26 protein-coding genes are annotated in these 26,613 nt (G+C 72.6%); 11 read left to right on the top strand and 15 right to left on the bottom strand.

What is annotated here, in order from left to right:
• Positions 1 to 59: 59 nt before the first annotated feature.
• Complete coding sequence (locus tag D3273_RS03520) at positions 60 to 833, bottom strand: P-loop NTPase family protein (RefSeq protein ID WP_129223537.1); 774 nt, start codon at positions 831 to 833, stop codon at positions 60 to 62.
• A gap of 243 nt (positions 834 to 1,076) precedes the next feature.
• Between D3273_RS03520 and D3273_RS03515 the strand changes: the two genes are divergently transcribed.
• Positions 1,077 to 1,730 carry a L,D-transpeptidase gene (locus D3273_RS03515; protein ID WP_129223535.1) on the top strand — a complete coding sequence of 218 codons (654 nt, stop codon included), beginning with the start codon at positions 1,077 to 1,079 and terminating at the stop codon, positions 1,728 to 1,730.
• Between the two features lie 127 nt (positions 1,731 to 1,857).
• Here the strand turns inward: D3273_RS03515 and D3273_RS03510 are convergent, their stop codons facing one another.
• The 10 genes from D3273_RS03510 to pobA form a co-directional block, all read right to left on the bottom strand.
• Positions 1,858 to 3,528 (bottom strand): thiamine pyrophosphate-binding protein, encoded by a 1,671-nt coding sequence (locus D3273_RS03510; protein WP_129223533.1) that lies wholly within the window; start codon positions 3,526 to 3,528, stop codon positions 1,858 to 1,860.
• A complete protein-coding gene (locus D3273_RS03505) occupies positions 3,525 to 4,751 on the bottom strand; it encodes a CaiB/BaiF CoA transferase family protein (RefSeq protein WP_129223531.1) in 1,227 nt (408 codons plus the stop codon). The genes D3273_RS03510 and D3273_RS03505 overlap by 4 nt, the downstream gene beginning before the upstream one ends.
• An 84-nt stretch (positions 4,752 to 4,835) precedes the next feature.
• Positions 4,836 to 5,255 (bottom strand): SWIB/MDM2 domain-containing protein, encoded by a 420-nt coding sequence (locus D3273_RS03500; protein ID WP_129223529.1) that lies wholly within the window; start codon positions 5,253 to 5,255, stop codon positions 4,836 to 4,838.
• 354 nt (positions 5,256 to 5,609) lie between these two features.
• Positions 5,610 to 6,440 (bottom strand): 3-oxoadipate:acetyl-CoA acetyltransferase, encoded by an 831-nt coding sequence (locus D3273_RS03495; RefSeq protein ID WP_129223527.1) that lies wholly within the window; start codon positions 6,438 to 6,440, stop codon positions 5,610 to 5,612.
• A gap of 9 nt (positions 6,441 to 6,449) precedes the next feature.
• On the bottom strand, positions 6,450 to 7,490 hold the full coding sequence (locus D3273_RS03490) for a 3-carboxy-cis,cis-muconate cycloisomerase (RefSeq protein ID WP_129223525.1): 1,041 nt from the start codon (positions 7,488 to 7,490) through the stop codon (positions 6,450 to 6,452).
• Positions 7,491 to 7,640: 150 nt separating this feature from the next.
• Complete coding sequence (pcaG, locus tag D3273_RS03485) at positions 7,641 to 8,267, bottom strand: protocatechuate 3,4-dioxygenase subunit alpha (RefSeq protein WP_129223523.1); 627 nt, start codon at positions 8,265 to 8,267, stop codon at positions 7,641 to 7,643.
• Positions 8,267 to 8,995, bottom strand: a complete 729-nt coding sequence (gene pcaH, locus D3273_RS03480; protein WP_129223521.1) for a protocatechuate 3,4-dioxygenase subunit beta — start codon at positions 8,993 to 8,995, stop codon at positions 8,267 to 8,269. The genes pcaG and pcaH overlap by 1 nt, the downstream gene beginning before the upstream one ends.
• Positions 8,988 to 9,446 carry a 4-carboxymuconolactone decarboxylase gene (gene pcaC / locus D3273_RS03475; RefSeq protein ID WP_129223519.1) on the bottom strand — a complete coding sequence of 153 codons (459 nt, stop codon included), beginning with the start codon at positions 9,444 to 9,446 and terminating at the stop codon, positions 8,988 to 8,990. Before pcaC ends, pcaH begins: the two co-directional genes overlap by 8 nt.
• Positions 9,439 to 10,239, bottom strand: a complete 801-nt coding sequence (pcaD, locus tag D3273_RS03470; RefSeq protein ID WP_129223517.1) for a 3-oxoadipate enol-lactonase — start codon at positions 10,237 to 10,239, stop codon at positions 9,439 to 9,441. The genes pcaC and pcaD overlap by 8 nt, the downstream gene beginning before the upstream one ends.
• 109 nt (positions 10,240 to 10,348) lie before the next feature.
• Positions 10,349 to 11,551: a 4-hydroxybenzoate 3-monooxygenase gene (gene pobA, locus D3273_RS03465; protein ID WP_129223515.1), complete on the bottom strand. Its 1,203-nt coding sequence runs from the start codon at positions 11,549 to 11,551 to the stop codon at positions 10,349 to 10,351.
• Between the two features lie 219 nt (positions 11,552 to 11,770).
• Between pobA and pcaQ the strand changes: the two genes are divergently transcribed.
• Positions 11,771 to 12,694 (top strand): pca operon transcription factor PcaQ, encoded by a 924-nt coding sequence (gene pcaQ, locus D3273_RS03460; protein WP_129223513.1) that lies wholly within the window; start codon positions 11,771 to 11,773, stop codon positions 12,692 to 12,694.
• Positions 12,695 to 12,739: 45 nt separating this feature from the next.
• Here pcaQ and ubiA read toward each other — a convergent pair whose 3' ends face one another.
• Positions 12,740 to 13,687, bottom strand: coding sequence for a 4-hydroxybenzoate octaprenyltransferase (ubiA, locus tag D3273_RS29020; protein ID WP_428977752.1), 948 nt, complete (start codon positions 13,685 to 13,687; stop codon positions 12,740 to 12,742).
• On the bottom strand, positions 13,684 to 14,157 hold the full coding sequence (locus tag D3273_RS29015; protein WP_245500964.1) for a hypothetical protein: 474 nt from the start codon (positions 14,155 to 14,157) through the stop codon (positions 13,684 to 13,686). The genes ubiA and D3273_RS29015 overlap by 4 nt, the downstream gene beginning before the upstream one ends.
• 169 nt (positions 14,158 to 14,326) lie before the next feature.
• Here D3273_RS29015 and D3273_RS03450 point away from each other — a divergent pair, with 169 nt between their 5' ends.
• Positions 14,327 to 15,070: a 16S rRNA (uracil(1498)-N(3))-methyltransferase gene (locus D3273_RS03450; RefSeq protein ID WP_129223772.1), complete on the top strand. Its 744-nt coding sequence runs from the start codon at positions 14,327 to 14,329 to the stop codon at positions 15,068 to 15,070.
• Between the two features lie 20 nt (positions 15,071 to 15,090).
• Here the strand turns inward: D3273_RS03450 and D3273_RS03445 are convergent, their stop codons facing one another.
• Both D3273_RS03445 and D3273_RS03440 read right to left on the bottom strand, forming a co-directional pair.
• Positions 15,091 to 15,966, bottom strand: coding sequence for an SDR family oxidoreductase (locus tag D3273_RS03445; protein ID WP_129223510.1), 876 nt, complete (start codon positions 15,964 to 15,966; stop codon positions 15,091 to 15,093).
• An 86-nt stretch (positions 15,967 to 16,052) separates the two neighbouring features.
• Entirely contained in the window at positions 16,053 to 16,664 is a 612-nt protein-coding gene (locus D3273_RS03440; protein ID WP_245500963.1) for a YqgE/AlgH family protein, read from the bottom strand.
• 73 nt (positions 16,665 to 16,737) lie between these two features.
• Here D3273_RS03440 and D3273_RS03435 point away from each other — a divergent pair, with 73 nt between their 5' ends.
• The 8 genes from D3273_RS03435 (at position 16,738) to mnmG (ending at position 26,459) form a co-directional block, all read left to right on the top strand.
• Positions 16,738 to 17,625, top strand: coding sequence for a protein-disulfide reductase DsbD domain-containing protein (locus D3273_RS03435; protein ID WP_165359364.1), 888 nt, complete (start codon positions 16,738 to 16,740; stop codon positions 17,623 to 17,625).
• Between the two features lie 139 nt (positions 17,626 to 17,764).
• Positions 17,765 to 18,280: a peroxiredoxin gene (locus D3273_RS03430; protein ID WP_129223504.1), complete on the top strand. Its 516-nt coding sequence runs from the start codon at positions 17,765 to 17,767 to the stop codon at positions 18,278 to 18,280.
• Positions 18,281 to 18,327: 47 nt separating this feature from the next.
• A complete protein-coding gene (gene rlmN / locus D3273_RS03425; RefSeq protein WP_428977753.1) occupies positions 18,328 to 19,638 on the top strand; it encodes a dual-specificity RNA methyltransferase RlmN in 1,311 nt (436 codons plus the stop codon).
• Positions 19,639 to 19,776: 138 nt separating this feature from the next.
• Positions 19,777 to 19,962, top strand: a complete 186-nt coding sequence (locus tag D3273_RS03420) for a hypothetical protein (protein ID WP_129223502.1) — start codon at positions 19,777 to 19,779, stop codon at positions 19,960 to 19,962.
• A gap of 100 nt (positions 19,963 to 20,062) precedes the next feature.
• On the top strand, positions 20,063 to 21,394 hold the full coding sequence (locus D3273_RS03415) for a DUF4167 domain-containing protein (protein ID WP_165359363.1): 1,332 nt from the start codon (positions 20,063 to 20,065) through the stop codon (positions 21,392 to 21,394).
• A gap of 141 nt (positions 21,395 to 21,535) precedes the next feature.
• On the top strand, positions 21,536 to 22,804 hold the full coding sequence (gene rho / locus D3273_RS03410) for a transcription termination factor Rho (protein WP_129223498.1): 1,269 nt from the start codon (positions 21,536 to 21,538) through the stop codon (positions 22,802 to 22,804).
• Positions 22,805 to 22,964: 160 nt separating this feature from the next.
• Positions 22,965 to 24,269 carry a tRNA uridine-5-carboxymethylaminomethyl(34) synthesis GTPase MnmE gene (gene mnmE, locus D3273_RS03405; protein WP_129223496.1) on the top strand — a complete coding sequence of 435 codons (1,305 nt, stop codon included), beginning with the start codon at positions 22,965 to 22,967 and terminating at the stop codon, positions 24,267 to 24,269.
• A gap of 300 nt (positions 24,270 to 24,569) precedes the next feature.
• Positions 24,570 to 26,459, top strand: coding sequence for a tRNA uridine-5-carboxymethylaminomethyl(34) synthesis enzyme MnmG (gene mnmG / locus D3273_RS03400; protein WP_129223494.1), 1,890 nt, complete (start codon positions 24,570 to 24,572; stop codon positions 26,457 to 26,459).
• Positions 26,460 to 26,613: the final 154 nt, after the last annotated feature.

The following is a 26,613-nucleotide window of genomic DNA, read 5'->3' as shown; positions in this document are numbered from 1 at the left end:
CCGAGCGACGAGATGCGCAGGTCTCGATATGATGACGCTCGTCGTGGGCGTCACGTCCATCAATCATGCGGGGATCCACCCTGCACGGGACAATGCGGCCCATCCCTTGCTCTGATGCGGACGGAATGTGCGCCGCTTCGAGGGCTGGTGCCAGGATGAATGTTCATCGTGCCTTCTGAATGGATCGATGCACCGGCAGGCGGCCCAACCCGATCCAGACCGACCGAGGATGCATCCAGTGCCGCTTCCAACGCCGGTCTCGAAACATGACCGGATCCACGCACAGCGGCTCGGTCGGGTCCGAGGTCCTCGATCGGGTGATGGGGCATGTCGGGGTGAGACACCACGGTCCGGTCGACCGACCTCCAAGATGCGGATCGGATAACCGTCCGCGCCTCGTCGCCGGGTCTGGCACCCTCCATCGCTTCGCGCTTGTCGGTGAACCCGTCCCGCTCGGCGTTGGCTGTTTCGTAGTTGCTGGCGGCGACGGACCGCGCCTGCGCCTGATCCATGGATGAGACCCGCAGGATGGAGAGGCGGTCCAGGACCGGCGCGGGCAGGAGTTCGACCTCGTTGCCGGCGCGGACCCAGGAAATTCTCGACGCGTCGATCGGGAAACCGAGGAAATCCTCGACGAATGCCCGGGCGTTCTCCGGCTCGAGCAGCGAGTAGAAGGGCCTGTATGGGTCTTCGCGCCAGGCGTCCGACGGCTTGTCCGCCTTGTCGACCAGAAAGAGCGGGTTGGCCGTGGTCTCCGAGAGGAAGGTCCGCCTGACGAGGCCCGGCCGTGCGTTCCGCCGGGACGGATGCGATCCCGACAGGCCATCCCTCAAGGGTGAAGGTGTCCATCGGGTGGGACCGGAACGGCACGCCGAGGCGGCGGGCGAGGCGCGACAGATACCAGCTCTTGCCGATCCCGGGCTCACCGACCAGGAGCGAGACACGCCTCTCTTCTCGTCCCAGAACGCGCCGCGGCCGAACCCATAAACCGTGTTCGCGGTCGCGCCTTTACAGGGCGGCATGCCGGCGCCAGCATGGCGTGAATGAGGCGGGATTTTCGACCACGGAGCGATGCGATGCGGGTGATGGGGTTCGTGGCCGCCGTTCTGGTGGGCTTGGGCGTGTGGGCTGCGCCGGCCGAGGCCGCCGTCAATATCCAGGTGGACCTGTCGACGCAGACCATGCATGTCCGCTCCGGCACCGGTGAGGCCTACGACTGGCCCGTGTCGACGGCCCGCATGGGATACGTGACGCCGAACGGCCATTACGGCGTGCAGAGCCTGCAGGCCATGCATTATTCCCGCAAGTACCACAATTCGCCGATGCCTCACTCCATCTTCTTCAAGGGCGGCTACGCGATCCACGGCACCTACGCGACCGCGTCGCTGGGCGCCGCCGCGTCGCACGGCTGCGTGCGGCTGTCGCCCGGACATGCCGCGCAGCTGTACGGCATGGTGAAGGCCGAGGGTGCCAGCATCAACATCGTCGGGAGCCGCCCCGGCCGCGGCGACGTGCAGGTCGCCCGCCGCCGGAGCGTCGAGCCCGAAACCGTCGCCTATGCCGACGACGACCGGCCCGTCGCGGCGCGCCACACCCGGCACCGCGACCGCGACTACGCCCGCCAGACCCGTTACGGCGAGCCCGCCCTCGGCTATGCCCCGGCGCGGCGCGCCCCGAGCTACGGCGACTGGATGGAGAACCCCTTCGGCGCGGTGCTGAGCGGCTACTGATCCCGTCCGGCGGACCCCGTCACGCGGTCGGGCGATGCCGCCCGCCCGCGATCCGTCCGAATGGTCCGACCCGAACGGATGATTGATCGGTCTGGTCGAGCCGGCCCACTCGCTTGGACGCGGCGCACTAGCGGGTCGCCCGGTCCCGGATCGCGCTCAGCGTCGTGGCGGGCGTGATCGCCTCGGGGTCGACCTTCACGTGGAGGATCGCCGGGAGGCCCGACGCCTGCGCCCGCTCGAAGGCGGCCGCGAAATCCGCCGTGCGCTCCACCGTCTCGCCGTGGCCGCCGAAGGCCCTCGCATAGGCGGCGAAATCGGGGTTGCGCAGCGCCGTCCCGGTGACCCGACCGGGAAACTCGCGCTCCTGGTGCATGCGGATCGTGCCGTACATGGCGTTGTCGACCACGATCACGATCACGGCGAGCCCGTATTGCACCGCAGTGGCGAAATCCTGGCCCGTCATCAGGAAGCAGCCGTCGCCCGCGAAGGCCACGACCACGCGCGACGGGTCGAGCCGCTTGGCGCCGATCGCCGCCGGAACGCCGTAGCCCATCGAGCCCGAGGTGGGCGCCAGCTGGCTGCCGAAACCGCGGAAGCGGTGGAAGCGCCCCGGCCAGATCGCGTAGTTGCCGGCCCCGTTGGCCACGATGGCGTCCGCCGGCAGCCGGTCGCGCAGCCAGCACACGATCCGCCCCAGGTCCACCGGGCCGGGCACCGCGGGCGGGTGCTCGGTCCAGGCGAGGTAGTCGGCGCGCGCCGCCGCGGCCGCCCCCGCCCAGCGGATCGTCCCCGGCGGCTGCACGGCCTCGAGCGATGCCGCGAAGGTGCGCGGCGCGGCGTGGATGCCGAGGGCGGGCGCGTAGACGCGGCCGAGCTCGGCCGCATCCGGGTGGACGTGGACGAGCCTTTGGCGCGGCACCGGCACGTCGAGCAGCGTGTAGCCCTGGGACGGCATCTCGCCCATCCGCGCGCCGAGCAGCAGCACGAGGTCGGCCCCGGCGATCCGGTCGCGCAGCCGCGGGTTCGGCCCGATGCCGATCTCCCCGGCGTAGTTGGCGTGGGATCCGTCGAACAGCCCGGCGCGGCGGAACGACGTCGCGACCGGCAGGTCGAAGCGCTCCGCGAAACGCGCCACGGCGGCGCGGGCGGGCTCGCTCCAGCCGCCGCCGCCCAGCACCATCAAGGGGCGCTCGGCCCCCCACAGCATCTTCTGCAGCTCCGCCATCTGCGGCAGGCCCGGCCAGGGCAGCGCCGGCTCGACGCGCGGCGCGTCGGCGACGCTGGCCGCCTCGGCCAGCACGTCCTCGGGCAGCGCGACCACCACCGGCCCGGGGCGGCCCTGCAGCGCCACGTGGAAGGCACGCGACAGCACTTCCGGGATGCGGGCCGGGTCGTCGACCTCGACGGCCCATTTGGCGACCGTGCCGAACACGGCGGGATAGTCCAGCTCCTGGAACGCCCCCCTGCCCCGCATGCCCCGCGCGACCTGGCCGACGAAGACGATCAGCGGCACGGAATCGTGCTCGGCCACGTGGAGGCCCGCCATGGCGTTGGAGGCCCCGGGGCCCCGGGTCACCATGCAGATGCCGGGGCGGCCGGTGAGCCGCGCCACGGCGTCGGCCATCATGGCGGCCCCGGCCTCGTGGCGGCACACCGTCAGGGCGATGGGGGAATCGTGCAGGGCGTCGAGCGCCGCGAGGTAGCTTTCGCCCGGCACGCAGAACACGTGCCCGACGCCCTGGGCGGCGAGCCCTTCGACCAGGATGCGGCCGCCGGTGCGGGGCGCGATGTCGGTCATGGCGTTGGATCCCAAGTCTCGGCTCCCGATGCTGCGGCCCCCGGCCCCGCGCCGCCCCAGGCCGGGTCGGCCAGGATCTCGTCGGCGTGCTGGCCGAGGTTCGGCGCGGGGCGCGGGCTCGCCAGGCGCACCCCGTCCATCACGATGGGGGAGCGGATGCCCGGCGTGGTGCCGCCCTCGGCGAGGGGGTTGTCGAGCTCGAGCGCCATGCCGCGGGCCACGACCTGTGGGTCGGCGAAGACCTGGGCGACGGTGTTGATGGGCCCGGCGGGGACGTGGGCGGCGTCGAGCTTCGCCAACAGCTCGGAAGCTTCGCGCCGCGACGTCAGCGCGTGGAGCGCGGCGGTCAGCGGCGCCCGGTTGGCGACGCGGCCGCGGTTGGCGAGGTAGTCGGGATGGGTGCCGAGCGCCGGGTCGCCCAGGATCTCGCACAAGCGCCGGAACTGCCCGTCGTTGCCGGTGGCGATCACGATATGGCCGTCGGCGACGGGGAACACGTCGTAGGGCACGATGGACGGGTGGGCGTTGCCGAAGCGGGGCGCATCGCGGCCCGAAACGAGGTGGTTCAGCCCCTGGGAGCTCAACATCGCCACCTGGCTGTCGAGCAGGGCGCAGTCGATCGTGGCCCCCTCCCCCGTGGCGGCCCGGCGGAGCAGCGCCGCCTGCACGGCATTGGCGGCGTAGAGGCCGGTGAACAGGTCGGCGATGGCCATGCCGGACTTGATCGGCGCGCCGTCGGGCTCGCCGGTGATCGACATGGCGCCGCCCATGCCCTGGATCAGGAAATCGTATCCGGCGCGGGCCGCGTAGGGCCCGTCCTGGCCGAAGCCCGAGATGGAGCAGACGACGAGGCGGGGGTTCGAGGCGCGCAGGGTGGCGGCGTCGAGGCCGTAACGCGCGAGGCCGCCGACCTTGAAGTTCTCCACCACCACGTCGGCGTGCCGAGCGAGCCTGTGGACCAGCGCCCGGCCCTCGGGCGCATCGAAGTCGGCCGAAATGCAGCGCTTGCCGCGGTTGCAGCTGTGGAAATAGGCGGCGCCGAGGTCCGTGCCGTCGACGGCGGGGATGAAGGGCGGCCCCCATTGCCGCGTGTCGTCGCCGACGCCGGCCCGCTCGACCTTGACGACGTCGGCGCCGAGGTCGGCCAGCAGCTGGCCGCACCACGGGCCCGCCAGGATGCGGGCCAGTTCGAGGACGCGGATACCGTGGAGGGGTGGCGACATGGGGAGGCCCGAGGCTGTCGCCCGGGTCTAGGCCCAAGGGCGGGGCGGATCAACCGCATCCCGCCCCGCGCGCCCGGCCGCCCGTCAGGCGAGGTGCGAGGACAGCAGCTTGTTGAGCTCGAACATCGTCGCCTTGTCCTTGCCGAAGATGACCTTCAGCTTGTCGTCGGCGAGGATTTCGCGCTTGTCCGCGGGGTTCTGCAGCTCGTGCTTGCGGATGTAGTCCCACATCTTGCTGACCACGGCGGTGCGCGGCAGCGGCTCGGCGCCGACGATCTCGGCGAGGTCCTTGGACGGGGTCACGGGCTTGCCCAGCGCCTTGGCGGGGCCCTTGGTCGACGTCTTGGCGTCGGCTTCCGACACCTTCTCCTCCTTGGGGGCCTTGCCGGTGCTCTTCTTGGCGGCGGCGCCCTTCGGCACCCGCTCCTCCTCGGTGACCTTCTCGGTCTTGTCCTTGGGGGCGGGCTTTTCGGCCGCCTCGGTGGTCGCCTTCTTCGTCGCCATCTCAGGTCTCCTGCTGTCCCGATGCCGTCCTCGGACCCGCGCCGTCGAACCGGAACAGGCCTAATCCTCGAGCGTAGTCCGGGGAAGCCCGCGGCGGCAATCGCCGATGGAACGAGCCTTCCGGATTTTCGAATGCGCGCGAGCGGCGCGGCGTTCCCACAACTCCCGATGAAGCTGGGGGAAAGCGCGCCCACGCGGCAATCCGCCGTCGCCCTGAGCCTAGACGCGGCATCGTTAACGTCGCCTCACCACGGCGCCGGGCCCGTGCACGCGGGTGCCGCGAGAACCGGTGGAGGAGGATGCCCCCGCGCGGCGCCGGGCACGCCGACGCACCTTCGGCGCGACGATCGCGGGTCAGGCGCCCGGAAGGCGCAGCAGGGCCCTGGCTTCCGCGGGGGTCGCGACGGTGCGGCCGTGCTTGGCCACGAGGTCGGCGGCGACCCGCACGAGCTCGGCGTTGCCGGACGCGAGGCGGTCCTTGGCTATGCGGATGTTGTCCTCCAGCCCGGTGCGGACGTGGCCGCCGAGCCCCAGCGCCCAATCGGCCACCTCGCTCTGGTGGCGGCCGATGCCCGCCGCCGTCCAGGTCATGTCGGGCAGCGCCGCGTAGCCTTCCTCGACCAGCGCCTTGAGCAGGCGCTCCATCGCCGGCATGGCGTTCTTCACGCCCAGCACGAACTGCAGGTGGGCGTGGCGGTCCATCAGGCCGGCGTCGACGAGGCGCTTGGCGCCGTGGATGTGGGACAGGTCGAAGACTTCGATCTCCGGCTTGATGCCGTGGAGCTTCATCTTGCCCGCCAGCTCGTCGACGAGCGGCGGCTGGTTCTCGTAGACGGCCGAGGGGAAGTTGACCGAGCCCGTCGACAGCGACGCCATGTCGGGCCGGAACTCCAGAGCGGCGGAACGCTGCGCCGGGGTGCGGCCGCGGCCGCCGGTCGAGAACTGCACGATCATGCCGGGGCAGTGCTTCCGCACGCCCTCCTGCACCTGCCGGAACAGCTCGGGGTCCGACGAGGGCGATTCGTCGGGCTCGCGCACGTGGACGTGCACCAGCGTGGCGCCGGCCTCGAAGGCGGCGTGGGTCGACTCGACCTGCTCGGCCGGCGTCACCGGCAGGGCGGGGTTGTCCTTCTTGCGGGGCACCGAGCCCGTGATGGCGACGGCGATGACGACGGGGGACGGCATGGCGAACTCTCAGGCGGGACGGGACGGGAAGGACAGGTTCTCGATCAGCGACAGCGCCGTGGCGAGCGCGGCGCCGGCCGCCACGACGAGCCCGGGCAGCACGAGCCATTCCAGCGTCCAGGCGGCGCCGGAGCGCTCGTTCTCGTGGACCATGGCTCCCGTCAGCGTGCCCGACAGGCCGGCGGCGTAGCGTGCGAGCGCGACCAGGAGCTCCGCCGGCACGGGGTTGGACTTGTGGGCCATGGCCGATGAGGTGCCGCCGCCGGCCAGCTTCGCCGCGCCCACCTCGTTCTGCACCATGAGGGCGACGTCCTGCCCCATCTTGCCGAGGCTGCCGCAGACGAGCGCCAGCCACCCGCCGAACTCGACCACCCCGTCGCGCTGCGAATGCCAGGCCGGGGCGTCGGCGAGGCCGAGGCGCCCCGCCATGCGTTCGGCGACCGCGCCGGCCTGCGGGCCGAGTTCCGCCCGTGTGCCGACGGGTCCGCCGAGCTGCAGGCGGATCAGGCGCGGGCGGAGCTCGGCGAGCCGCGCGCGGTGGCGCGGCAGCGGCCCCCGCCACGTGTCCACCTTGTCGGCGGCGGTGAAGGGCAGCGCGCGCTGCATGCGGGTCTGGGCCATGAGGGGGGCCGCGCCGTCGCGGGCCGACAGGGCGGCCAGCGCGGCATCGAGCGCGTCGAGGCGGAGGTCGAGGACGTCCAGCGCCGGGGCGAGGCGGAGCGCGAGGCCCGTGTCGATCACGTCCTGGCTGGTCGCCGCGACGTGAATGTATTTCGCATATATCGCATTCGAAGTCGCGCGGAGTTGGCGGACGAGCTCCGGCACGACGACGCCGTCACGGGCGAGGCCGGCGCGGAGCGCGGCCCAGTCCGGCGTGAAACCGGCGCAGACGTCCGCGATGCCGGCGGCGGCCTCCGCCGGGATCAGGCCGGCCGCCGCCTGGGCCTCGGCCAGGGCGGATTCGAAGCGCAGCATGGCGGCGAGGTCGGCCGCGTCGGTGAAGAGCGCTTCGAGTTCGGGATCGCCGGCGAGGGCGGACAGGAGGGTCATGAGCTTCTCGTCCCGCCCGCGGGAGAAGGTGCAGATGCGAAGGGGCGACGGGCGGGGAAGCCCCGGCGCGTGGCGGCCCCCCTCGTCCGATCCGGCTTCGCCGGGCCGCCCCCTCCCCTCCCGCGGGAGGAGGCGGGCACCGCACCGCCCTCACACATCGAAGAACACCGTCTCGTGGTGCCCCTGCAGGTGGACATCGAAGGTGTAGGCCGGCAGGCCGGCTTCCTCGCCCCGCGGCGCAACCAGGGTTTGCCGCCGGCCCGGGTGCTCGATGCGGTTCAGCACCGGGCATTCGGCGTTGGCGGCCGCCTCGTCGCCGAAGTAGAGCCGCGTGTGCAGCCCGATGTTGATGCCCCGCGCCACGATGTAGACCGTGATGTGCGGCGCCATCGGGCGTCCGTCCCCGTAGGGGACGCGGCCGGGCTTGATGGTTTCGAAGCGGAACTCGCCCGTGTCGCGATCCGTGGGCTGGCGGCCCCATCCGACGAAGTTGGGGTCCGCCCTGCCCCGCCGTTCCTCCGGGCTGTTGTAGAGCCCGTCGGCGTCGGCCTGCCAGATCTCCACCAGGGCGTCGTTGAGGGGTTTGCCGAGCCCGTCGAAGATGCGGCCCTTGATCAGCACGCGCTCGCCCTTCGTGTCGGGCCCGACCAGCACGAGGCCGAGGTCGCCCTGCCACACGCCGGTGATCTCGACCCAGTTGGGGTTGGTGCCGATGTGGACGTAGGGGCCCGCCGTCTGCGACGGCGATTCCTTCAGGTCGTCGCGGCGCTGAACCATCAGGTCCCCTCCATCCGGTTCTCGAACAGGGTCGCGCGCCGGCCGCGGAGCACGATGTCGAACTCGTAGGCCAGAGCGTCCATGTGGGTGGTGTTCCGCCGGTCGAGCGCCGCGATGAGCTGCTCGACGCCGCGCTTGTCGGGGATGGTGCCGACGATCGGGCACTGCCAGATCATCGGATCGCCCTCGAAATACATCTGCGTCACCAGCCGCTGCGCGAAGGCGTGGCCGAACACCGAGAAGTGGATGTGCGCCGGGCGCCAATCGTTGACGCGGTTCGGCCAGGGGTAGGCGCCGGGCTTCACGGTGCGGAACCGGTAGGAGCCGTCGGCGGCCGTGATGCAGCGCCCGCAGCCGCCGAAGTTCGGGTCGAGCGCGGCGTGGTAGGTTTCCTTGTGGTGGCGGTAGCGCCCCCCGGCATTGGCCTGCCAGACTTCCAGCAGAACGCCCGGGAGGCCGCGGCCGTTCTCGTCGAGGACGCGGCCGTGCACCACGATGCGCTGCCCGATGGCGTCGCCCGTCTTCGACCAGTTGGTGATGAGGTCGTCGTCGCGCGGCCCCAGCATGTCGTGGCCGAACACCGGCCCCGTCATCTCCGAGATCGTGTTGTCGAGCGACAACAGCGCCTGCTTGGGCGCGCGCAGCACGGAGGTCTTGTAGTCGGGCGTGTAGGCGGGCGGGTGCCAGTCCCGGTCGCGCGCGTAGAAGCTGCCCCTGTGGTCAGACATGGCGTCCTCCCTCGTCTTCTGCCGGCGCCGCGGCGCCGGCCTCCCCGGCCGGATCCGTGGTCCCCGCGGCCTCCGCCGCCATGGCGGCGTAGGTCTGCTTCACGACCTTGATGGCGCTGTTGGCGGCCGGCACGCCGGCGTAGACGGCGACATGCAGCATCGCTTCCGCGACGTCCTCGGGCGTGGCGCCGGTGTTGGCGGTGGCGCGGACGTGCAGCGCCACCTCCTCGTGGTGGCCGAGCGCCGCCAGCAGCGCCAACGTCACCACCGACCGCTCGCGCCGGGTGAAGCCCGGCCGCGACCACACCGAGCCCCAGGCGCCTTCGGTGATGAAGCGCTGGAAATCGGCGTCGAAGGGCGTGACGCTCGCCGACGCCCGCGCCACGTGGGCTTCGCCCAGCACGGAGCGCCGGACGGCGAGGCCCTGCCGGTAGAGCGCGTCGTCAGTCATCGTCGGTCACCTGGTCGAGGAGGTCGCCGATGAGGGCGGCGAGCTCGTCCGGTCGCTCGATGCAGGGCAGGTGGCCGGCGCCCTCGATCACGGCGAAGCGCGCGCCGGGGATCAGCTCCGCCGTGGCGCGGACGAGGTCGGGCGGGGTGGACAGGTCGCCGTCGCCCACCACCACGAGGGTCGGCACGTCGATCTGGCCGGCGTCGGCCGTGAGGTCGGCGTCGCGGATGGCGGCGCAGGACGCGACATAGCCCTTGGCGGACTGGCGGGTCAGCATGTTGCGCCACACGCGCAGCGGCATGTCCTCCTCGGCCCGGTAGGCGGGGGTGAACCAGCGCTCCATCACGGCGTCGCCGATGGCGTCGATGCCGTCCGCCTCGATGGCGGCGATGCGGCTGTTCCAGCCCTCGGCGTCGCCGATCCTGGCGGCCGTGTCGCAGAGCACCAGGGCGGCGAGGCGGTCCGGGGCGCGGACGGCGAGGCGCTGGGCGATCATGCCGCCGATCGACAGGCCGACGACGCCGAAGCGGTCGATGCCGAAATGGTCGACCAGCGCCAGGAGGTCGTCGACGTGCCGGTCGATCGTGACGGGCCCCTGCCCGAGGTCGGACAGGCCGTGGCCGCGCTTGTCGTAGAGCAGCAGGCAGTAATCCTCGGCGAAATGCGCCGCCACCTGGTCCCAGATGCGGAAGTCGGTGCCGAGCGAGTTCACGAAGCAGAGGACGGGCTGTTCCTCGGGGTCGCCGATCAGCTCGGCGTGGATGACGGCGTCGCCGCTTTCGACGAAGATCATGGCCGGCGTGTCCTTCTCATGTCGCTTTCCGCAGGCCTTCGGCCCTCGGCGGGGTGCGGGGCGGAGCCCCGCGGGTCGGAACGCCGACGGGCCGTCCTCGTGTCCGAAGTCATGCCGGCCCCATCGGCAGGCCGACGTAGTTTTCGGCCAGCGTGGTCTGGGCGGCGCGGGAGCCGCGGATGTAGGCGAGCTCCGCCACCTGCATCTTGCGGGCGAAGGGGTCCGTGTCGGGGAAGCGGTGCATCAGCCCGGTGAACCACCACGAGAACCGCTCGGCCTTCCACACCCGGGCCAGGGCGCGGGCCGAATAGCCGTCGATGCCCGCCGTCGACCCTTCCGCGAAGAACGCGACCAGCGCTTCGCCCAGCATCGTCACGTCCGACACGGCGAGGTTCATGCCCTTGGCGCCGGTGGGCGGCACGATATGGGCGGCGTCCCCGGCCAGGAACAGGCGGCCGTGGCGCATCGGCTCGCCCACGAAGCTCCGCAGCGGCGCCACCGTCTTCTCGAAGGACGGCCCGCGCGTGACCCGCGCGGCGACCTCCGGGCCGAGGCGCAGGCACAGCTCGTCCCAGAAGCGCTCGTCGGGCCAGTCCTCGATCCGCTCGTCGACGGCGCATTGCAGGTAGTAGCGGCTGCGCGTTTCCGAGCGCATGGACGCCAGGGCGAAGCCGCGCTCATGGCTGCAGTAGATCAGCTCGTGGTCGGCCGGGGGCACGTCGGCCAGGATGCCGAGCCAGCCGAAGCCATAGACGCGCTCGTAGGTCTTGAGCACGCCCGCCGGGATGGCCGCCCGGCTGACGCCGTGGAACCCGTCGCAGCCCGCCACCACGTCGCATTCGACCGCATGGTCGGCGCCGGCGCGGCGGTAGCGCACGCACGGCGTGTCGGTGTCGATGTCCTCGATCCGGAGATCCTCGGCGTCGAACACCATGTCGAGCCCGCGGGCCTCGGCGGCGTCGAACAGGTCCTTCATCACCTCCTGCTGGCCGTAGACCGTGACGGTGGCGCCCGCGGTGAGTTCGGCGAAGTCGATGCGGAACGTGTCGCCATCGACCGACAGCTTCGTGCCGGAATGGACGAGGCCTTCGCGCTTGAGGCGGCCGTCGAGCCCGAGCCGCGCCATCAGCGCCGCGGTGCCCTGTTCCAGCACGCCGGCGCGCACCCGACCCTCGACGTAGGCGCGGTCGCGCCGCTCCAGGACGACGACGTCGATGCCGTGCTGGCGCAGCATGTGGCCGAGCAGCATGCCGGCCGGCCCCGCCCCGATGACGGCGACCTGCCGCCGCGTCCTGCCCCGCCCCTCGGCCATTCGGTGTCGCCCCCCCTGCCCGGCGCGCCGCGGCGCCATGGCGGGGAGGTTAGACCCGCGGCGGAGCGGCTGTAAAATGAGATTTGGACGCGGGCCGATAACCGCCGGGTTATACCCGCCGTGCCTCGCCGCGGCTTCGCCTCCCCGTCCATCGTGCTCCGGCACGGGACGAGGAAGGCGTGCCTTCGTCGTGGCGTCACCGGAAGCCCGCGGACCCCCATGCTCGATCCCGCCATCAAGCTGCGCCACCTCGCCACCTTCCTGGCGGTGGCGCGCCTCCGGGGCTTCGCGCGGGCCGCGGCCGAGCTCCACGTGAGCCAGCCCGCCATCTCCAAGACCATCCGCGAGCTCGAGGACCTGCTCGGGCCGCCGCTGGTCGAGCGCGGCGCCGGCCCCTTCCGCCTCACGGCGTTCGGCGCGGTGTTCCAGCGCCATGCCGCCGCGGCGGTCGGCGCGCTCGCCCAGGGCGTCGCGGCGGCGCGCCAGGCGCGCGGCCCGGCGGTCGCCGTGGTGGTCGTCGGCGCGCTGCCGACCGTGTCGGCGCGCATCCTGCCCCGCGCCGTGGAGGACTTCCGGCGCCTCGGCCTCGCCGCCCGCGCCCGCGTCGTCACGGGGCCGAACGACGTGCTGCAGGCCCAGCTCCGCCACGGCGAGGTCGACATGGTGGTGGGCCGCATGGGCGAGCCCGACCGCATGGCGGGCCTCGGCTTCGAGCACCTGTATTCGGAGCGGGTGGTGCTGGCGGTGAGGCCGGGGCACCCCTTGTGCGGCGGCCGGGCCCTGCCCGACCGCCTCGCCGGCTTCCCCATGCTGCTCCCGCCGCCCGGCTCCATCATCCGCCCCGCCGTCGACCGGCTCCTGCTGTCGCTCGGCGTCGCGGCTCCCGACGACGCTGTCGAGACCGTGTCGACGGCCTTCGGCCGCGGCACCGTTTCGACCACCGACGCCGTGTGGATCATCTCCGAAGGCGTGGTGGCGCACGACGTCGAGATCGGCGCCCTCGCGCTGCTCCCGGTCGACACGCGGGACACGCTGGGGCCCGTGGGGCTGACGACGCGCGTCGGCGCGGCCCTGTCGCCGGCCGCCGAAGCGTTGGCCGACGCCATCCGCGCCGTGGCGGCGGGGCATCGGGACTCGAGCTGACGGGTTTCGACGGGCGGCGCTGTTTCCCGTGAAACAGCCGGCGCGTCAGCCCATCGACGCCCAGGCCTGGATCGCAAGCCCGGCGAAGAGCACGAGCCCCGCGTCGCGGTTGGAGCGGAACAGCGTCAGGGCGCGCGCCGTGTCGTCACGGCGGATGCGGGCCACCTGCCAGCCGAGATGCGCGGCGAAACACGCGAAGCCCGCCCAGGCCCAGGCCCCCACCCCGACCCCGGCCATCGCGGCGGCGATCAGCACGAGCGCCAGGGCGTAGAGCGCCGCCACCCCGCCCCGCACATGCCGGCCGAACCGGATCGCCGTCGAGCCGATCCCGGCGCCGACGTCGTCGGCGATGTCCTGCAGCGCGTAGATCGTGTCGTAGCCCATGGTCCACAGGATCGCGCCGGCGTAGAGCGCCAGCGCCGGCCAGGCGAGCGACCCCGCGGTGGCGGACCAGCCCACCAGCGCCCCCCAGGCGAAGGCCAGGCCGAGCACGAACTGCGGCCAGTTGGTGATCCGCTTCATGAACGGGTAGACGGCCACGGGCAGCAGCGCCGCGATGCCCAGCGCGACCGTGTAGCGGTCGAAGCAGAGCAGCACCGCCAGCCCCACCAGCGACTGCGCCACCAGGAAGGCCGCGGCCTGCCGCGTCGACACGCGGCGGCTCGCCAGGGGCCGGCCGCGGGTGCGCTCGACCGCGCGGTCGATGTCGCGGTCGACGATGTCGTTGCCCGTCGACCCCGCGCCGCGCATCGCGACGGCGCCGACGGCGAACAGTGCCAGATGCGTGACGTCGGGGGAAGAATGCACGGCGTCGGCCACCAGCGCCGTCCCCCACCAGCAGGGGGCGAGCAGCAGCTGCCAGCCGATGGGCCGGTCCCAGCGGGCCAGCTGGGCATAGGGGCGGACGGCGGCGGGCCAGCGCCGCAGCGCCGCGTCGGGGAGGTCGTCGGCGATGCGGCGGGGCGGGGCGGGGCGGCCGGCGCCCTCGCTCACAGCGGGCCGGCGGGAAGCTTCAGCGCGGGGATCTGAGCCTGCTGCTGCTGGGCGGCCGCGGTGGCCTGCGCGGCCTGCATCTGCTTCATCTTGGCGATCATGCCGCAAGCCTTCACGGCGAAGCCGCTGATCTGCGCCTGCGCGGCGGCGCCCTGCGACACGATCTGGTCGGGCAGGCCGCACCAGTCCTTGTTGGTCTTCATGTAGGACACCATGGCGCCCTGCGCGGCGGCCAGCGCCTTCAGCTGCGGGCAGGCCGACACGGGGTCGAGCTTGCCGCCGTGCGCCTTCTTGTTCTGGTCGAGCATGGCGCTGGCCGAAGCCCGCTTCGCCGCCAGGGCGCCCATGTCGACGTTGCAGTCGGCCCAGGCCGCCGCCGGCGCGAGCAGCGACGCCGCGACCGCGCCAGCCCGGACCACGTCGACCAGGAGGGCCGTCGTGCGACGCGAAGGGGACTGGCGAACGGTCATGCGGGCATCTCATCGTGTGCGGCACGAGGAGGCGGCCGCGGGAGCAAGCGTCGGTAGGCCCGATGGAGGCCTCCCAAAAGCGGCAGCTTCATGGCACACCGGCTTGACAGTGTCGCCCCAGTCGGCGCACGGCGACGCGTCCCGCCCGCAGCCGATGGAGCCGAACGCCTTGGCCCGCTACGATTTTTCCGCCCCGCGCCTGTATCTCGAGGGCGATCTCGCCGCCGGGGCACCGGTTCCGCTGTCGAAGGATCAGGCGCATTATTTGACCAACGTGTTGCGCCTGGGCAACGGCGACCTGGTGCTGGCCTTCAACGGGCGGGACGGCGAGTGGCGCTGCACGCTCGAAGGCCGCAAGGCGTCCGCCACCCTGCACCCGGCCGAGACGACCCGCCCCCAGCCCGCCCCGGCGGCACTGCAGCTGCTGTTCGCGCCGCTGAAGCACGCGCGGCTGGACTACATGGTGCAGAAGGCGGTCGAGATGGGGGCGGGCGTGCTGCAGCCGGTGATCACGCGGCGCACCCAGGCGGCGCGGGTCAACGAGGACCGCATGCGCGCCAACGCCGTGGAAGCCGCCGAGCAATGCGGCATCCTCGCGGTGCCGGAGGTACGCCCGGCCGCGCGCCTCGACGCCCTCCTGGCCGGCTGGGACCCGGCACGGCTGATGGTGTTCTGCGACGAGGATGCCGAGGTGGCCGACCCGCTGGCGGCCCTGCGCGCGGCGCCGCGCGGGCCGGCCGCCGTCGTCATCGGGCCGGAAGGAGGCTTCGACGAGGCCGAGCGGGCGGCGCTGCTCGCCCTGCCCCGGCACCTGCGGCTGTCGCTCGGCCCGCGCATCCTGCGGGCCGACACGGCCGCGGTGGCGGCGCTGGCGCTGGTCGGCGCCGTGTTGGGCGACCTGGCCGGGGGGTGAGGACGCCCGGCCGGCCGGCGTCAGAAGATCGGCATCGCGCCCGCGACGGTGATGAGCGCGCCCGACGTGTAGCTGCTCTCGTCCGAGGCCAGCATGACATAGGAGGGCGCGAGCTCCGCCGGCTGCCCCGGCCGTCCGAAGGGCGTCTGCGATCCGAAGCTTTGCACGGATGCGTCGTCCATGCCGGCGGGGATGAAGGGCGTCCAGATCGGGCCGGGGAGCACGCCGTTCACCCGGATGCCCTTCTCGGCCAGCATCCCGGACAGGCTGATGACCATGTTGCTCAGGGCGCCCTTGGTGGCCGAATAGGCGAACAGCGACGGCATGGGGTGCTTCGAGTTCACCGACGACGTGACCACGATGGAGCCGCCCGGCTTCATGTGCTTCACGGCCGCCTTGGTGAGGTAGAAGGGCGCGAAGACGTTGACCCGGAAGTGCTTCTCGAACACCTCGTCGTCGATGTCGTCGAGCCCCTCGTTCGGGTGCTGGAAGGCCTCGTTGTTGATCAGGACGTCGATCTTGCCGAAGGCTTCCACGGTCTTCTCGGCCATGGCGCGGCAGTGGCTCGCCGCCGACATGTCGCCCGGCAGCAGCAGGCAGCGGCGGCCGGCCTTCTCGATCCAGACCTTGACCTCCTCGGCGTCCTTTCCTTCCTCGTCGAGGTAGGAGAGCGCGATGTCGGCGCCTTCCCGGGCGAAGGCGATGGCGACCGCGCGGCCGATGCCGCTGTCCCCGCCCGTCACGATGGCGACCTTGCCGTCCAGGCGGCCGGAGCCCTTGTAGCTGCCTTCGCCGTGGTCCGGCTCCGGCGACATCTTGCTGGTGAGGCCGGGGAAGCTCTGCGGCTGCGCCTTGAAGGGCGGGCGCGGGTATTTCTTCAGCGGATCGTCGGTCATGATGCGGCTCCTGATATGCCGCTTCAACCGATCCGACGGTCGGGTGTTCCTGCCGCGGGGCGCGACCCCCGCGCCGCCGCCGGCCCCTATGCGTGTCCGGTCTGGCTCGACAGGCTGCCGGGGTCGATGCCGATCTTGCGCAGCGCGCGGTCGTATTTGGTGTCGAGGGCGGGATCGAAGATGAGCGCCTCGTCGGCCGGGCAGTGCAGCCAGCCCATCTGGCGGATCTCCTGCTCGAGCTGCCCCGGTTCCCAGCCCGCGTAGCCCAGGGCCAGCATGGCGCGGTGGGGCCCGAGGCCCTTGGCGATGGCGCGCAGCACGTCCACGGTGGCGGTGAGCGACACGCCGCCGTCGATCTCCATGGTGGAGCTGTCGACGTGGTAGTCGGTCGAGTGCAGCACGAAGCCCCGGCCCGTGTCGACCGGCCCGCCCTTCACCACCGGCACGTTTCCGGCGCTGGTCGGGAGGCGGATGGCCTCGTCGGGCTCGATGACGTCGAGCTGCACGAGGAGGTCCGTGAAGCTGACCCTCTTGGCGGGATGGTTGATGATGATGCCCATCGCGCCGTCGGCGGAATGCGCGCAGAGATAGATGACCGCACGCTCGAACCGCTTGTCGCCCATGCCCGGCATGGCGACGAGGAGCTGGCCGTCGAGGAAGGTGGCTTCGGGGGAGTCGAACGGGGACGCGGTCGTCATGCGCGATCCTAGGCCGGCGCCCGCCGCGCCCGCAAGCTGGCCGAACGCGCTCCGGCGCGCTACCTGCAGCGCCATGCTGCGTCTCCTCCCCATCCCGCTCCGGCCGGCCCTGCTCGGCGCCGGCGCGGCCCTCCTCGCCACCGCCCTGCCCCAGGCGGTGGATGCCGCGCCGGTGACGTCCAAGGCGGCGGAAGCCGCCGGACGCTCGCCCTGGTCCGAGGGCGCGCAGTCGCGCGCCAGGCTGATCGACGCAGGGCCCGGGCCGGGCGGCCACGGGCTGCTGGCGGGCGTCGAGATCAGGCTCGAGCCGCGCTTCATCACCTATTGGCGCGACCCCGGCGACGCCGGCGTGCCCCCCTCCTTCTCCTTCGCGGGTTCGACCAACCTGAAGACCGCGACGGTGCGCTATCCCGCGCCGTCGAAGTTCGACGAGGCCGGCGCCGAAGCCTTCGGCTACCGGGACGACGTGGTGTTCCCGGTGCTGGTCGAGCCGGCCGATCCGTCGAAGCCCGTCGGGCTCGCCGTGACGCTGGACTACGCGGCCTGCCACGACATCTGCCTGCCGGCCCACGCCGACCTGCGCCTGGCCCTCGGCCGCGGGGCCGCGCCCGAGGCGGCCTGGGTGGGCGATGCCCTATCGGCCGTGCCGAGGCCCGGCACCGTGGGCGGCGGGGGCACGCCGGCGGTGCGCGGCGTCGAACCCGCCCCCGACGGCGGCTTCAGGGTGACGGCGTCCGGGGCGGGGCGGGGCGCCGCGCTCTTCGTGGAAGCGCCCGAGGGTTGGGCCTATGCGGCGGGAACGCCCGTGGTCGCCGGGGGGGACGCGGTGTTTCCCGTGAAACGCCTCGACCGCCCCAAGGGCGCCGAGGTTCCGCCCGCACCCCTCGTCCTGACGCTGACGGCCCCGGCCGGCTCCGTCGAGGTGCCTGTGACGCTCGACGGGGCGGCGCCGAAGCCTTAGACAGGGCGGCGTGGGCCCGCCCACGACCGTCCGCCGAGAGCCCGACGGGCTCGGCTTCTCGTGCGGGCTCCCGTCGGCGACGGCACGGCATGCGCCGGGCGGGCGCCCGCTTCCCCCCTTCACCGTTTGGAACCTTCCCATGGCGATCCAGCCCGGCGACCGCCTGCCTCAGGTCGACTTCTTCGTCACCACGCCCGACGGCCTCGACACGCGGTCCACCGCCGACGTGTTCGGCGGCCGGCGCGTGGTCCTCGTCGGCGTGCCCGGCGCCTTCACGCCGACCTGCGACCGCAACCACCTGCCCGGCTTCGTCGAGCACGCCGACGCCATCCTGGCCACGGGCGTCGACGCCATCGCGGTCACGGCCGTCAACGACGCCTTCGTGCTCAAGGCCTGGGCCGCCAAGGCCGATCCCGACGGCCGCATCAGCTTCCTGGGCGACGGCAACGGCACGTTCGCGCGCGCGATCGGCCTCGAAGCCGACGGCTCGGCGCGCGGCTTCGGGACCCGGTCGCAGCGCTACGCGATGATCGTGGAGGACGGCGTCGTGACGTCGCTGTCGCTGGAGGAGGTCCGGGGCGCGGTCGGCGTGTCCGGCGCCGAAGCCGTGCTGGCCGCGCTCGGCGCCCCTGCCCCGCGCGTCCCCACCCCTTGAGTTGTGCCCGGCGGCACATGACACTATAGACCGTCGCCATCACTCAGCTGCGCCGGTCGAGGCTTCGCCTCGCGACACCCGCCCCATCGGCTGAGCCCTCGCCCTATCGAGAAGAGCCTCAGCCCTTGGACGTCGCCGCCACCCTGCCCCCGCCCGTCGCGGCGCCCTTCCCGAGTTCCGCCAAGGCGTCGCTCGCCGGCATGACGCGCGCCGAGCTCGCCGAAGCGCTCCGCGGGCTCGACCTGCCCGAGCGCGAGATCAAGATGCGCGTGGCGCAGCTGTGGCATTGGATCTATTTCCAGGGCGCGACGCGCTTCGACGCCATGCTGAACATCGGCAAGTCCCTGCGCGCCGCCCTGGCCGAGCGCTACACGCTCGACCGCCCGGCCGTGGTGGCCGAACAGGTGTCGATCGACGGCACCCGCAAGTGGCTCATCCGCATGCCCTCCACCGGCCCGCACGACCGCGGCGCCGAGATCGAATGCGTGTACATCCCGGAATCCGACCGCGGGACGCTCTGCGTGTCGAGCCAGGTGGGCTGCACGCTGACCTGCACGTTCTGCCACACCGGCACGCAGAAGCTGGTGCGGAACCTCGGGTCGCGCGAGATCGTCCAGCAGCTCCTCGTCGCCCGCGACCGGCTCGGCGACTTCCCCGGCCTGACGCCCCCGACGGACGGGCTGGTCCCGTCGGGCGAAGGCGTGCGCGCCGTGTCCAACATCGTGTTCATGGGCATGGGCGAACCCCTCTACAATCTCGACAACGTGCGCGACGCCATCGGCGTGCTGTCGGACGGCGACGGCCTGTCGCTGTCGCGGCGGCGCATCACGGTGTCGACCTCCGGCGTCGTGCCGCAGATCGAGGCGCTCGGCCGCGACGTCGGCACCATGCTGGCGATCTCGCTCCACGCCGTGCGCGACGAGCTGCGGGACGAGCTCGTGCCGTTGAACCGGAAATACCCGATCCGCGAGCTGCTGGAGGCCTGCCGGTCCTACCCGGGCGCGTCCAACGCGCGGCGCATCACCTTCGAATACGTGATGCTGAAGGGCGTCAACGATTCACCCCAGGACGCCCGCGACCTGGTGCGGTTGCTGAAGGGCATCCCGGCCAAGATCAACCTGATCCCCTTCAACCCCTGGCCCGGCACCCGCTACGATTGTTCGGACTGGGCGACGATCGAGACGTTCTCGGACATCGTGTTCAAGGCCGGCTATGCCAGCCCGGTGCGGACGCCGCGCGGGCGGGACATCCTGGCCGCCTGCGGGCAGCTGAAGAGCGAGACCGAGAAGCTGCGCGCCCGCGCCCGTCTGATGCTGGCGCCCGACGGCGCCCCGGAAGCGGTTTCCGCGGGGGCGTGACAGGGAGGACTGCGGCCGGAGCGGGGAAAATGCGGTTTTCGCCCGGTTTTCTGCGCTCCGGGGCGACAAAAGGGCTTGGCGGGGGACCGGCGATCCTCTAGGGTTTCAGCCAGAAATCGGGACACGACCCCCGCGCGGATGCTGCTCAGCACCTGTCCGTGCTCTTTCGCCCTCCTGCGTTTCGGCTTTGATCCCCTCGTGATCGGCCAGACGCCCTCGGGCCTCGGTGGCACGGGTCGCCTTCGGCAGACCCCGCAACGGATTCTCGCATTTTCCACCTCGGCCTTCGCCGCCCGCTCCGGGCCGGAGCCGGAGACGGAATGAACGAGCTGCACAGCACCAGAACGACGGCGCCGCTGGCGAGAGCCCCGCAGAACCATCCCTGCGCGCGGTCACGGGCCTGATGTCACCCCAAGGACGATCGATGAGACCAGGTCAGAACAAGCGCATGCGCGGCCGCCCCAACACCAACAACGGCGGCGGCAATCGCAAGGGCCCCAATCCTCTCACCCGTTCCTATGAATCGAACGGCCCCGACGTGAAGATCCGGGGCAACGCCCACCACGTCGCCGAGAAATACCTGCAGCTGGCGCGGGATGCGCAGTCCTCCGGCGACCCCGTCGCCGCGGAAAGCTATCTCCAGCATGCGGAGCACTATTTCCGCCTGATCGCCAGCGCCCAGGCGGCGCAGGCCGGCTACGCCCGCCAGCCCGACGCCGTCGACACGGAAGGCGAGGACGAGGACGACAGCGGCATCCCGGACCGCTTCGCGTCTCCCCAGGCCCCGGCCCCCTTCGTGCCGCAGCCCGTCGCGGCCCAGCCCTATGGGGCGGAGCGGCAGCCCTACAACGGCGACAACCGGCAGCCCTACGCGGATCGGCAGAACGGCCAAGGCCAGAACGCCCAGGGGCAGGGCGGCGAGCGCCAGCCCTACAACGACCGGCAGAACGGCGAGCGCGCCCCGTACGGCGACCGCAACAACTACCAGCGCCAGGACAGGCAGGACCGCAACGGCCTGAACCGCCGCCCCTATCGCGACAACAACGGCGGCGAGATCCGCGCCGACGACCGCCCGCAGGGGCAGGATCGCCAGAACCAGAACCAGAATCAAAACCAGGAGCGGTCCTTCGGGGATCGCCCCTACGGGGATCGCCAGAGCCGCCGCGAGCGCTTCGCCCAGGAACGCCAGGAGCGTCAGGGGCAGGACCGCAACGGCCAAAGCCAGAACGGCCAGCAGCAGAACGGCCAGGAGCGATCCTACGGGGATCGGAGTTACGAGCAGCCCCGGGATGGCGAGCGTTTCCGCGACGGCCAGGCCGACGACCAGCCGAACGGCGGCACCTCGGGCGAACAGCCCCGCGCCGAAGCGGCCCCGGAACGGCAGCCCGAGATCCGGCAGGAGCCGGCGCAGGAGGCAGCCCGCCAGCCCGACCCGACGCCCGCCTCCGACGCCCAGCCGGAACCGGCACCCCGGCGCAGCGAGGCGCCGCGCCGCCGCGAGCGAGCCGAGCGGCCCGCCCCGGCACCCGTCGACGATGCGCCCGGCCTCCCCTCCTTCATCACCACGCCGACCCGGGTGGCGCCGGCCGCCGATGCGGCCTCGCCCGAGCCCAGCCTCGCGACCACCACGGCCTTCCCCGGCGACGACGCCGACGGGGCGCCGAAATTCCCCCGCCGCCGCCGCCGCACCACCCGGGCGACGGCCGACGGCGAGGCGCCCGCCCCCGGGGCCGACCAGCCCGCTTCCGACGACTGATCGACCGGGCCGCCGGGCACCCCGCCCGCCGGCCCGGCGCTCGCCTCGCGCCCCGCACTTTCCCCCCATCATTCCCGCCGACCGCGACCGCTGCCCCGCAGGGCCGCCCGCGCGGCACGCCTCCGAGGACGCACTCCCCCCATGCCGGAGATCAAACTCCAGGACCTCAAGTCCAAATCGCCCCCCGATCTCCTCGCCTTCGCCGACGAGCACGAGGTCGAGAACGCTTCGCTGCTGCGCAAGCAGGAGCTCCTCTTCGCCATCTTGAAGGAGCTCGCCGCCAAGGAGATCGACATCATCGGCCAGGGCGTCGTGGAGGTGCTGCAGGACGGCTTCGGCTACCTGCGCTCGCCCGACGCCAACTACCTGGCCGGGCCGGACGACATCTACATCTCGCCCTCGCAGATCCGCCGCTTCGGCCTGCGCACCGGCGACACGGTCGAAGGCCAGATCCGCGCGCCCAAGGACGGCGAGCGCTACTTTGGCCTCGTGAAGGTGTCGACGATCAACTTCGACGATCCCGAGAAGGTGCGCCACAAGGTCAACTTCGACAACCTGACGCCCCTCTACCCCGAGGAGCGCTTGAAGCTCGAGATCGAGGACGGCGCCCGGAAGGACATGTCGAGCCGCGTGATCGACGTCGTGGCGCCGATCGGCAAGGGCCAGCGCGCCCTCATCGTGGCGCCGCCGCGCACCGGCAAGACCGTGCTGCTGCAGAACATCGCCCAGTCGGTCACCGCCAACCACCCGGAATGCTACCTCATCGTGCTGCTCATCGACGAGCGTCCGGAGGAGGTCACCGACATGAAGCGCTCGGTGAAGGGCGAGGTCGTGTCCTCGACCTTCGACGAGCCGGCGACGCGCCACGTGCAGGTGGCCGAGATGGTCATCGAGAAGGCCAAGCGCCTCGTCGAGCACGGCCGCGACGTGGTGATCCTGCTCGACTCGATCACCCGCCTCGGCCGCGCCTACAACACCACCGTGCCGTCCTCCGGCAAGGTGCTGACGGGCGGCGTCGATGCCAATGCGCTGCAGCGCCCGAAGCGCTTCTTCGGCGCGGCCCGCAACATCGAGGGCGGCGGCTCGCTGACCATCATCGCCACGGCGCTGATCGACACCGGCTCGCGCATGGACGAGGTGATCTTCGAGGAGTTCAAGGGCACCGGCAATTCCGAGATCATCCTGGACCGCAAGGTCGCCGACAAGCGGGTCTACCCGGCGCTCGACATCACGCGCTCCGGCACCCGCAAGGAGGAGCTGCTGGTCCCGAACGACACGCTCAAGAAGATGTACGTGCTGCGCCGCATCCTCAACCCGATGGGCACGGTCGACGGCATCGAGTTCCTCATGGGCAAGCTGCGCGAAACGCCGAAGGGCAACCAGGCCTTCTTCGATTCGATGAACACCTGATCGGGCGGTCGCCCTTTCCCACGACGGGGAAGGGCGACCGGCCGCGCGGACGAGGGGATCCCGGCGCCTCTCGGACGTCCCCCCATCCGACCCGGCGCCATCGGGTCGCCTTCTCCCGCCCCGGCGAGGGACGGGAACGCGCCGGGAGAAGGCCGGCGACGTGCAGCTCGACACCATCTTCGCGCCCGCCAGCGGGGCAGGGCGCTCCGCCGTCGCGGTGGTCCGCATCTCCGGCCCGGTGACCCGCGACGCCGTGGCCCGCATCGCCGGCCGCGTCCCCGCGCCGCGCCAGGCCACCCTGGCCGCGCTGCGCCACGACGACACCGTGCTCGACCGCGCGCTCGTCCTGTGGTTTCCCGGCCCGGCGTCGTTCACCGGAGAGGACTCGGCCGAGTTCCAGCTCCATGGCGGCCGCGCCGTGGTGGCGGCCGTGCTGAGGGCCCTCGCCGCCGTCCCCGGTTGCCGCCCCGCCGAGCCCGGCGAGTTCACCCGCCGCGCCTTCCTCAACGGCAAGCTCGACCTCGGCGCCGTCGAGGGCCTGGCCGACCTCATCGACGCGCAGACCGAGGCGCAGCGCCGCCAGGCCCTGCGCCAGCTCGACGGCGCGCTCGGGCGCTGGGTCGAAATCCTGCGCGAGGACCTGCTTGCCGCCCTGGCCCTGGCCGAAGGCGCCATCGACTTCGCCGACGAGGATGCGCTGGTGGCCGCCTTCGAGGCCGAGCTGGAGGCGCTGGTCGCGGGCGTCTCCCGACGCATCGCGGCCGAGCTCGACCGCGAGGGCCGGGGCCTGCGGCTGCGCGACGGCCTTGCGGTCGCCATCGCGGGGCCGCCCAACGCCGGGAAGTCGACGCTGCTCAACGCGCTCGCCGGCCGGGAGGTCGCGATCGTGTCGGCCCAGGCCGGCACCACGCGCGACCCCCTGACGGTCGATCTCGAACTCGGCGGCTATCCGGTGCAGCTCATCGACACGGCCGGGCTGCGCGACACCGACGATGCGGTGGAGCGCGAGGGCATCGCGAGGGCCCGGGCGCGCGCGGCCTCGGCGGACCTCGTGCTCTGGCTCCACCCCGCCGACCGGCCGGCGGCGCCCGACGTCGCAACCGCCGGCACGGTCTGGACCGTGGCGACCAAGTCCGACCTGGGCGCGGGGCAGGGTGGCGACCACACCGTCTCGGCGCTGACCGGCTCCGGACTCGACGGGCTCGTGGCGGCCCTCGAACGCTTCGCCGCCGACGCGCTGGTCGACGGGGAAGGCGCCGTCGTGACGCGGCTGCGGCACCGGACGGCCCTCAATGCCGCACAGGCCAGCCTCGTGCGGATCGGGGCGGAGCGAGGCGCCCGCGACTTCGAGCTCGTGGCGGAGGACCTTCGCGGCGCCGTCGCGGCCCTCGCCGGGCTCGTCGGGCAGATCGGCACCGAGGACGTGCTGGGCGCCATCTTCGCGCGGTTCTGCATCGGCAAATGACCGGGCTCGGGATCGGGTTCGGGATCGGCAGGGAGCCCGGCGGGCGCGGGGCAGGGCGCCGCGTCCTCGACGGCGTGGTGCCGGGCGGGGCGAAGCGGAGGTGCGGGATCCGGCCGGTCCGTTGGGGGAGCCGCCCGACGTCGCGCCCTCCCTGTCGCGGGCCGGATCCCGCCGCGCCCCCGAGGCGACGCACCCGGACGTGCCACGCCGTCGCGAGGCCGGCCCGTTCCACGTGAAACACATCGACCCGGAGCGCCGGCACGCCTATAGGTCGGGTTCCCGTCCAACCTGGCCCGTCCCATGTCCCATTCGTTCGACGTCGTCGTGATCGGCGGCGGCCACGCCGGCTGCGAGGCCGCCGCCGCCGCCGCCCGCACGGGCGCCCGCACCGCCCTGGTCACGCAGAACGTCGCCACCGTCGGCACGATGTCGTGCAATCCCGCCATCGGCGGCCTCGGCAAGGGCCACCTCGTCCGCGAGATCGACGCGCTCGACGGCCTGATGGGGCGCGTGACCGACCGGGCCGGCATCCAGTTCCGCGTGTTGAACCGCCGCAAGGGCCCCGCCGTGCGCGGGCCCCGCGCCCAGGCCGACCGCCGCCTCTACCGGGCCGCCATGCAGGCCGCCCTCGCGGTGCAGCCGAACCTCACCCTGGTCGAGGCCGAAGCCTTCGGCCTCGACATCGCAGCCGACCGCGTGGCCGCCGTCGTCCTGGCGGACGGGCGTCGCCTCGCCTGCGCGGCGGCCGTGCTCACCACCGGCACCTTCCTGCGCGGCCTGATCCACATCGGCGACGAGCGGATGCCCGCCGGCCGCATCGGCGAAGCGCCGAGCCACGGCCTGTCCGCCGCGCTGGAGTCCCGCGGCTTCGCGCTCGGTCGGCTGAAGACCGGCACGCCGCCGCGGCTCGACGGCCGCACGCTCCACCTCGACCGGCTGGAACGCCAGCCCGGCGACGACACGCCCGAGCCCTTCTCCAGCCTCACGGCGCGGATCGAGACCGAGCAGGTCCCCTGCTTCATCACCCGCACGACGGACGAGACCCACGCGATCATCCGCGCCGACCTGCACCGCGCGCCGCTGTTCTCGGGTGCCATCACGGGGCGAGGGCCGCGCTATTGCCCGTCGATCGAGGACAAGGTCACGCGCTTCGCCGACCGCGACAGCCACCAGATCTTCCTGGAGCCCGAAGGCCTGGAAGACCCGACCTTCTATCCCAACGGCATCTCGACCTCGCTGCCGCGCGACACGCAGGAGCGGCTGGTCCGCTCGATTCCGGGCTGCGAAGCCGCCGTCATCTCCCAGCACGGCTATGCCATCGAATACGACTTCGTCGACCCCCGCGAGTTGACGCCGGCGCTGGAAACCAAGCGCCTGCCCGGCCTCTACCTCGCCGGGCAGATCAACGGCACCACCGGCTACGAGGAGGCCGCCGCGCAGGGGCTCGTTGCCGGCCTCAACGCCGCGCGCCGGGCGGGCGGCCGCGACCCCGCGTCCTTCTCGCGCGCCGACAGCTACATCGGCGTGATGATCGACGACCTCGTGACGCGCGGCGTCACCGAGCCCTACCGCATGTTCACCTCGCGCGCCGAATACAGGCTGACGCTGCGGGCGGACAACGCCGATTCACGGCTGACCCGGCAGGGCCTCGGCTGGGGCTGCGTCGGGCCGGAACGCGCCGCCGCCTTCGCGGCGAGGCTCGCGCAGCTCGAGGCCGCGCGGGCCCTGGCCGACCGGCTCGCCGCCACGCCGCAGCAGCTGGCCCTGCGCGGCATCCAGGTCGCGCAGGACGGCGTGCGGCGCTCGGCTTTCGCCTTGATGTCCCATCCCAACGTCGATGCGGAGGCGCTGCGCGGGATCTGGCCGGAGCTCGGCGAGGTCGCGCCGTCCGTGATGGCGCAGGTCGAGGCGGATGCGAAATACGCCGTCTACCTCGACCGCCAGGAGGCCGACATCGCCCGCGCGCGCGACGAGGACGGCGTGAGGCTCGCGACCGACCTCGACTATCGCGCGCTGCCGGGGCTGTCCCACGAGCTGGCCGACAAGCTCGACGCCGTGCGGCCCGAAACGTTGGGCCAGGCCCAGCGCATCGAGGGCATGACGCCGGCGGCGCTGACGATCCTCATCGCCAAGGGCAGGGCCCGGCCCGCCCGGGCGGCGGGCAAGGCCGCGGCAAGCGCGGCCGTGTAACTTCAGCCGGCCCGCCGCCGTCCGCCGCTTCACCCTCCCGTCGGACGAGGCGGCCTTTCGGGCCGGCCGGCGGGACGTTCGACGGGCGCCGCCCCGTGCCCCTCCTCCGGCGCCCAGCGCCACCTTCTCCCCGGAGGGGAGAAGGGCTCACCAT

Origin of the sequence: Lichenibacterium minor, from assembly GCF_004137685.1 — a bacterium.
Classification (GTDB): Bacteria; Pseudomonadota; Alphaproteobacteria; order Rhizobiales; family Beijerinckiaceae; genus Lichenihabitans; species Lichenihabitans minor.
This window is presented reverse-complemented; position numbering and strand designations above follow the sequence as displayed.

Bases quoted from the DNA above. Each gene is read 5' to 3' on its own strand.
- D3273_RS03515 (WP_129223535.1), top strand. From the start codon at position 1,077: ATGCGGGTGATGGGGTTCGTGGCCGCCGTTCTGGTGGGCTTGGGCGTG.
- D3273_RS03510 (WP_129223533.1), bottom strand. From the start codon at position 3,528: ATGACCGACATCGCGCCCCGCACCGGCGGCCGCATCCTGGTCGAAGGG.
- D3273_RS03505 (WP_129223531.1), bottom strand. From the start codon at position 4,751: ATGTCGCCACCCCTCCACGGTATCCGCGTCCTCGAACTGGCCCGCATC.
- D3273_RS03500 (WP_129223529.1), bottom strand. From the start codon at position 5,255: ATGGCGACGAAGAAGGCGACCACCGAGGCGGCCGAAAAGCCCGCCCCC.
- D3273_RS03495 (WP_129223527.1), bottom strand. From the start codon at position 6,440: ATGCCGTCCCCCGTCGTCATCGCCGTCGCCATCACGGGCTCGGTGCCC.
- D3273_RS03490 (WP_129223525.1), bottom strand. From the start codon at position 7,490: ATGACCCTCCTGTCCGCCCTCGCCGGCGATCCCGAACTCGAAGCGCTC.
- pcaG (WP_129223523.1), bottom strand. From the start codon at position 8,267: ATGGTTCAGCGCCGCGACGACCTGAAGGAATCGCCGTCGCAGACGGCG.
- pcaH (WP_129223521.1), bottom strand. From the start codon at position 8,995: ATGTCTGACCACAGGGGCAGCTTCTACGCGCGCGACCGGGACTGGCAC.
- pcaC (WP_129223519.1), bottom strand. From the start codon at position 9,446: ATGACTGACGACGCGCTCTACCGGCAGGGCCTCGCCGTCCGGCGCTCC.
- pcaD (WP_129223517.1), bottom strand. From the start codon at position 10,239: ATGATCTTCGTCGAAAGCGGCGACGCCGTCATCCACGCCGAGCTGATC.
- pobA (WP_129223515.1), bottom strand. From the start codon at position 11,551: ATGGCCGAGGGGCGGGGCAGGACGCGGCGGCAGGTCGCCGTCATCGGG.
- pcaQ (WP_129223513.1), top strand. From the start codon at position 11,771: ATGCTCGATCCCGCCATCAAGCTGCGCCACCTCGCCACCTTCCTGGCG.
- D3273_RS29015 (WP_245500964.1), bottom strand. From the start codon at position 14,157: ATGACCGTTCGCCAGTCCCCTTCGCGTCGCACGACGGCCCTCCTGGTC.
- D3273_RS03445 (WP_129223510.1), bottom strand. From the start codon at position 15,966: ATGACCGACGATCCGCTGAAGAAATACCCGCGCCCGCCCTTCAAGGCG.
- D3273_RS03440 (WP_245500963.1), bottom strand. From the start codon at position 16,664: ATGACGACCGCGTCCCCGTTCGACTCCCCCGAAGCCACCTTCCTCGAC.
- D3273_RS03435 (WP_165359364.1), top strand. From the start codon at position 16,738: ATGCTGCGTCTCCTCCCCATCCCGCTCCGGCCGGCCCTGCTCGGCGCC.
- D3273_RS03430 (WP_129223504.1), top strand. From the start codon at position 17,765: ATGGCGATCCAGCCCGGCGACCGCCTGCCTCAGGTCGACTTCTTCGTC.
- D3273_RS03420 (WP_129223502.1), top strand. From the start codon at position 19,777: ATGCTGCTCAGCACCTGTCCGTGCTCTTTCGCCCTCCTGCGTTTCGGC.
- D3273_RS03415 (WP_165359363.1), top strand. From the start codon at position 20,063: ATGAGACCAGGTCAGAACAAGCGCATGCGCGGCCGCCCCAACACCAAC.
- rho (WP_129223498.1), top strand. From the start codon at position 21,536: ATGCCGGAGATCAAACTCCAGGACCTCAAGTCCAAATCGCCCCCCGAT.
- mnmG (WP_129223494.1), top strand. From the start codon at position 24,570: ATGTCCCATTCGTTCGACGTCGTCGTGATCGGCGGCGGCCACGCCGGC.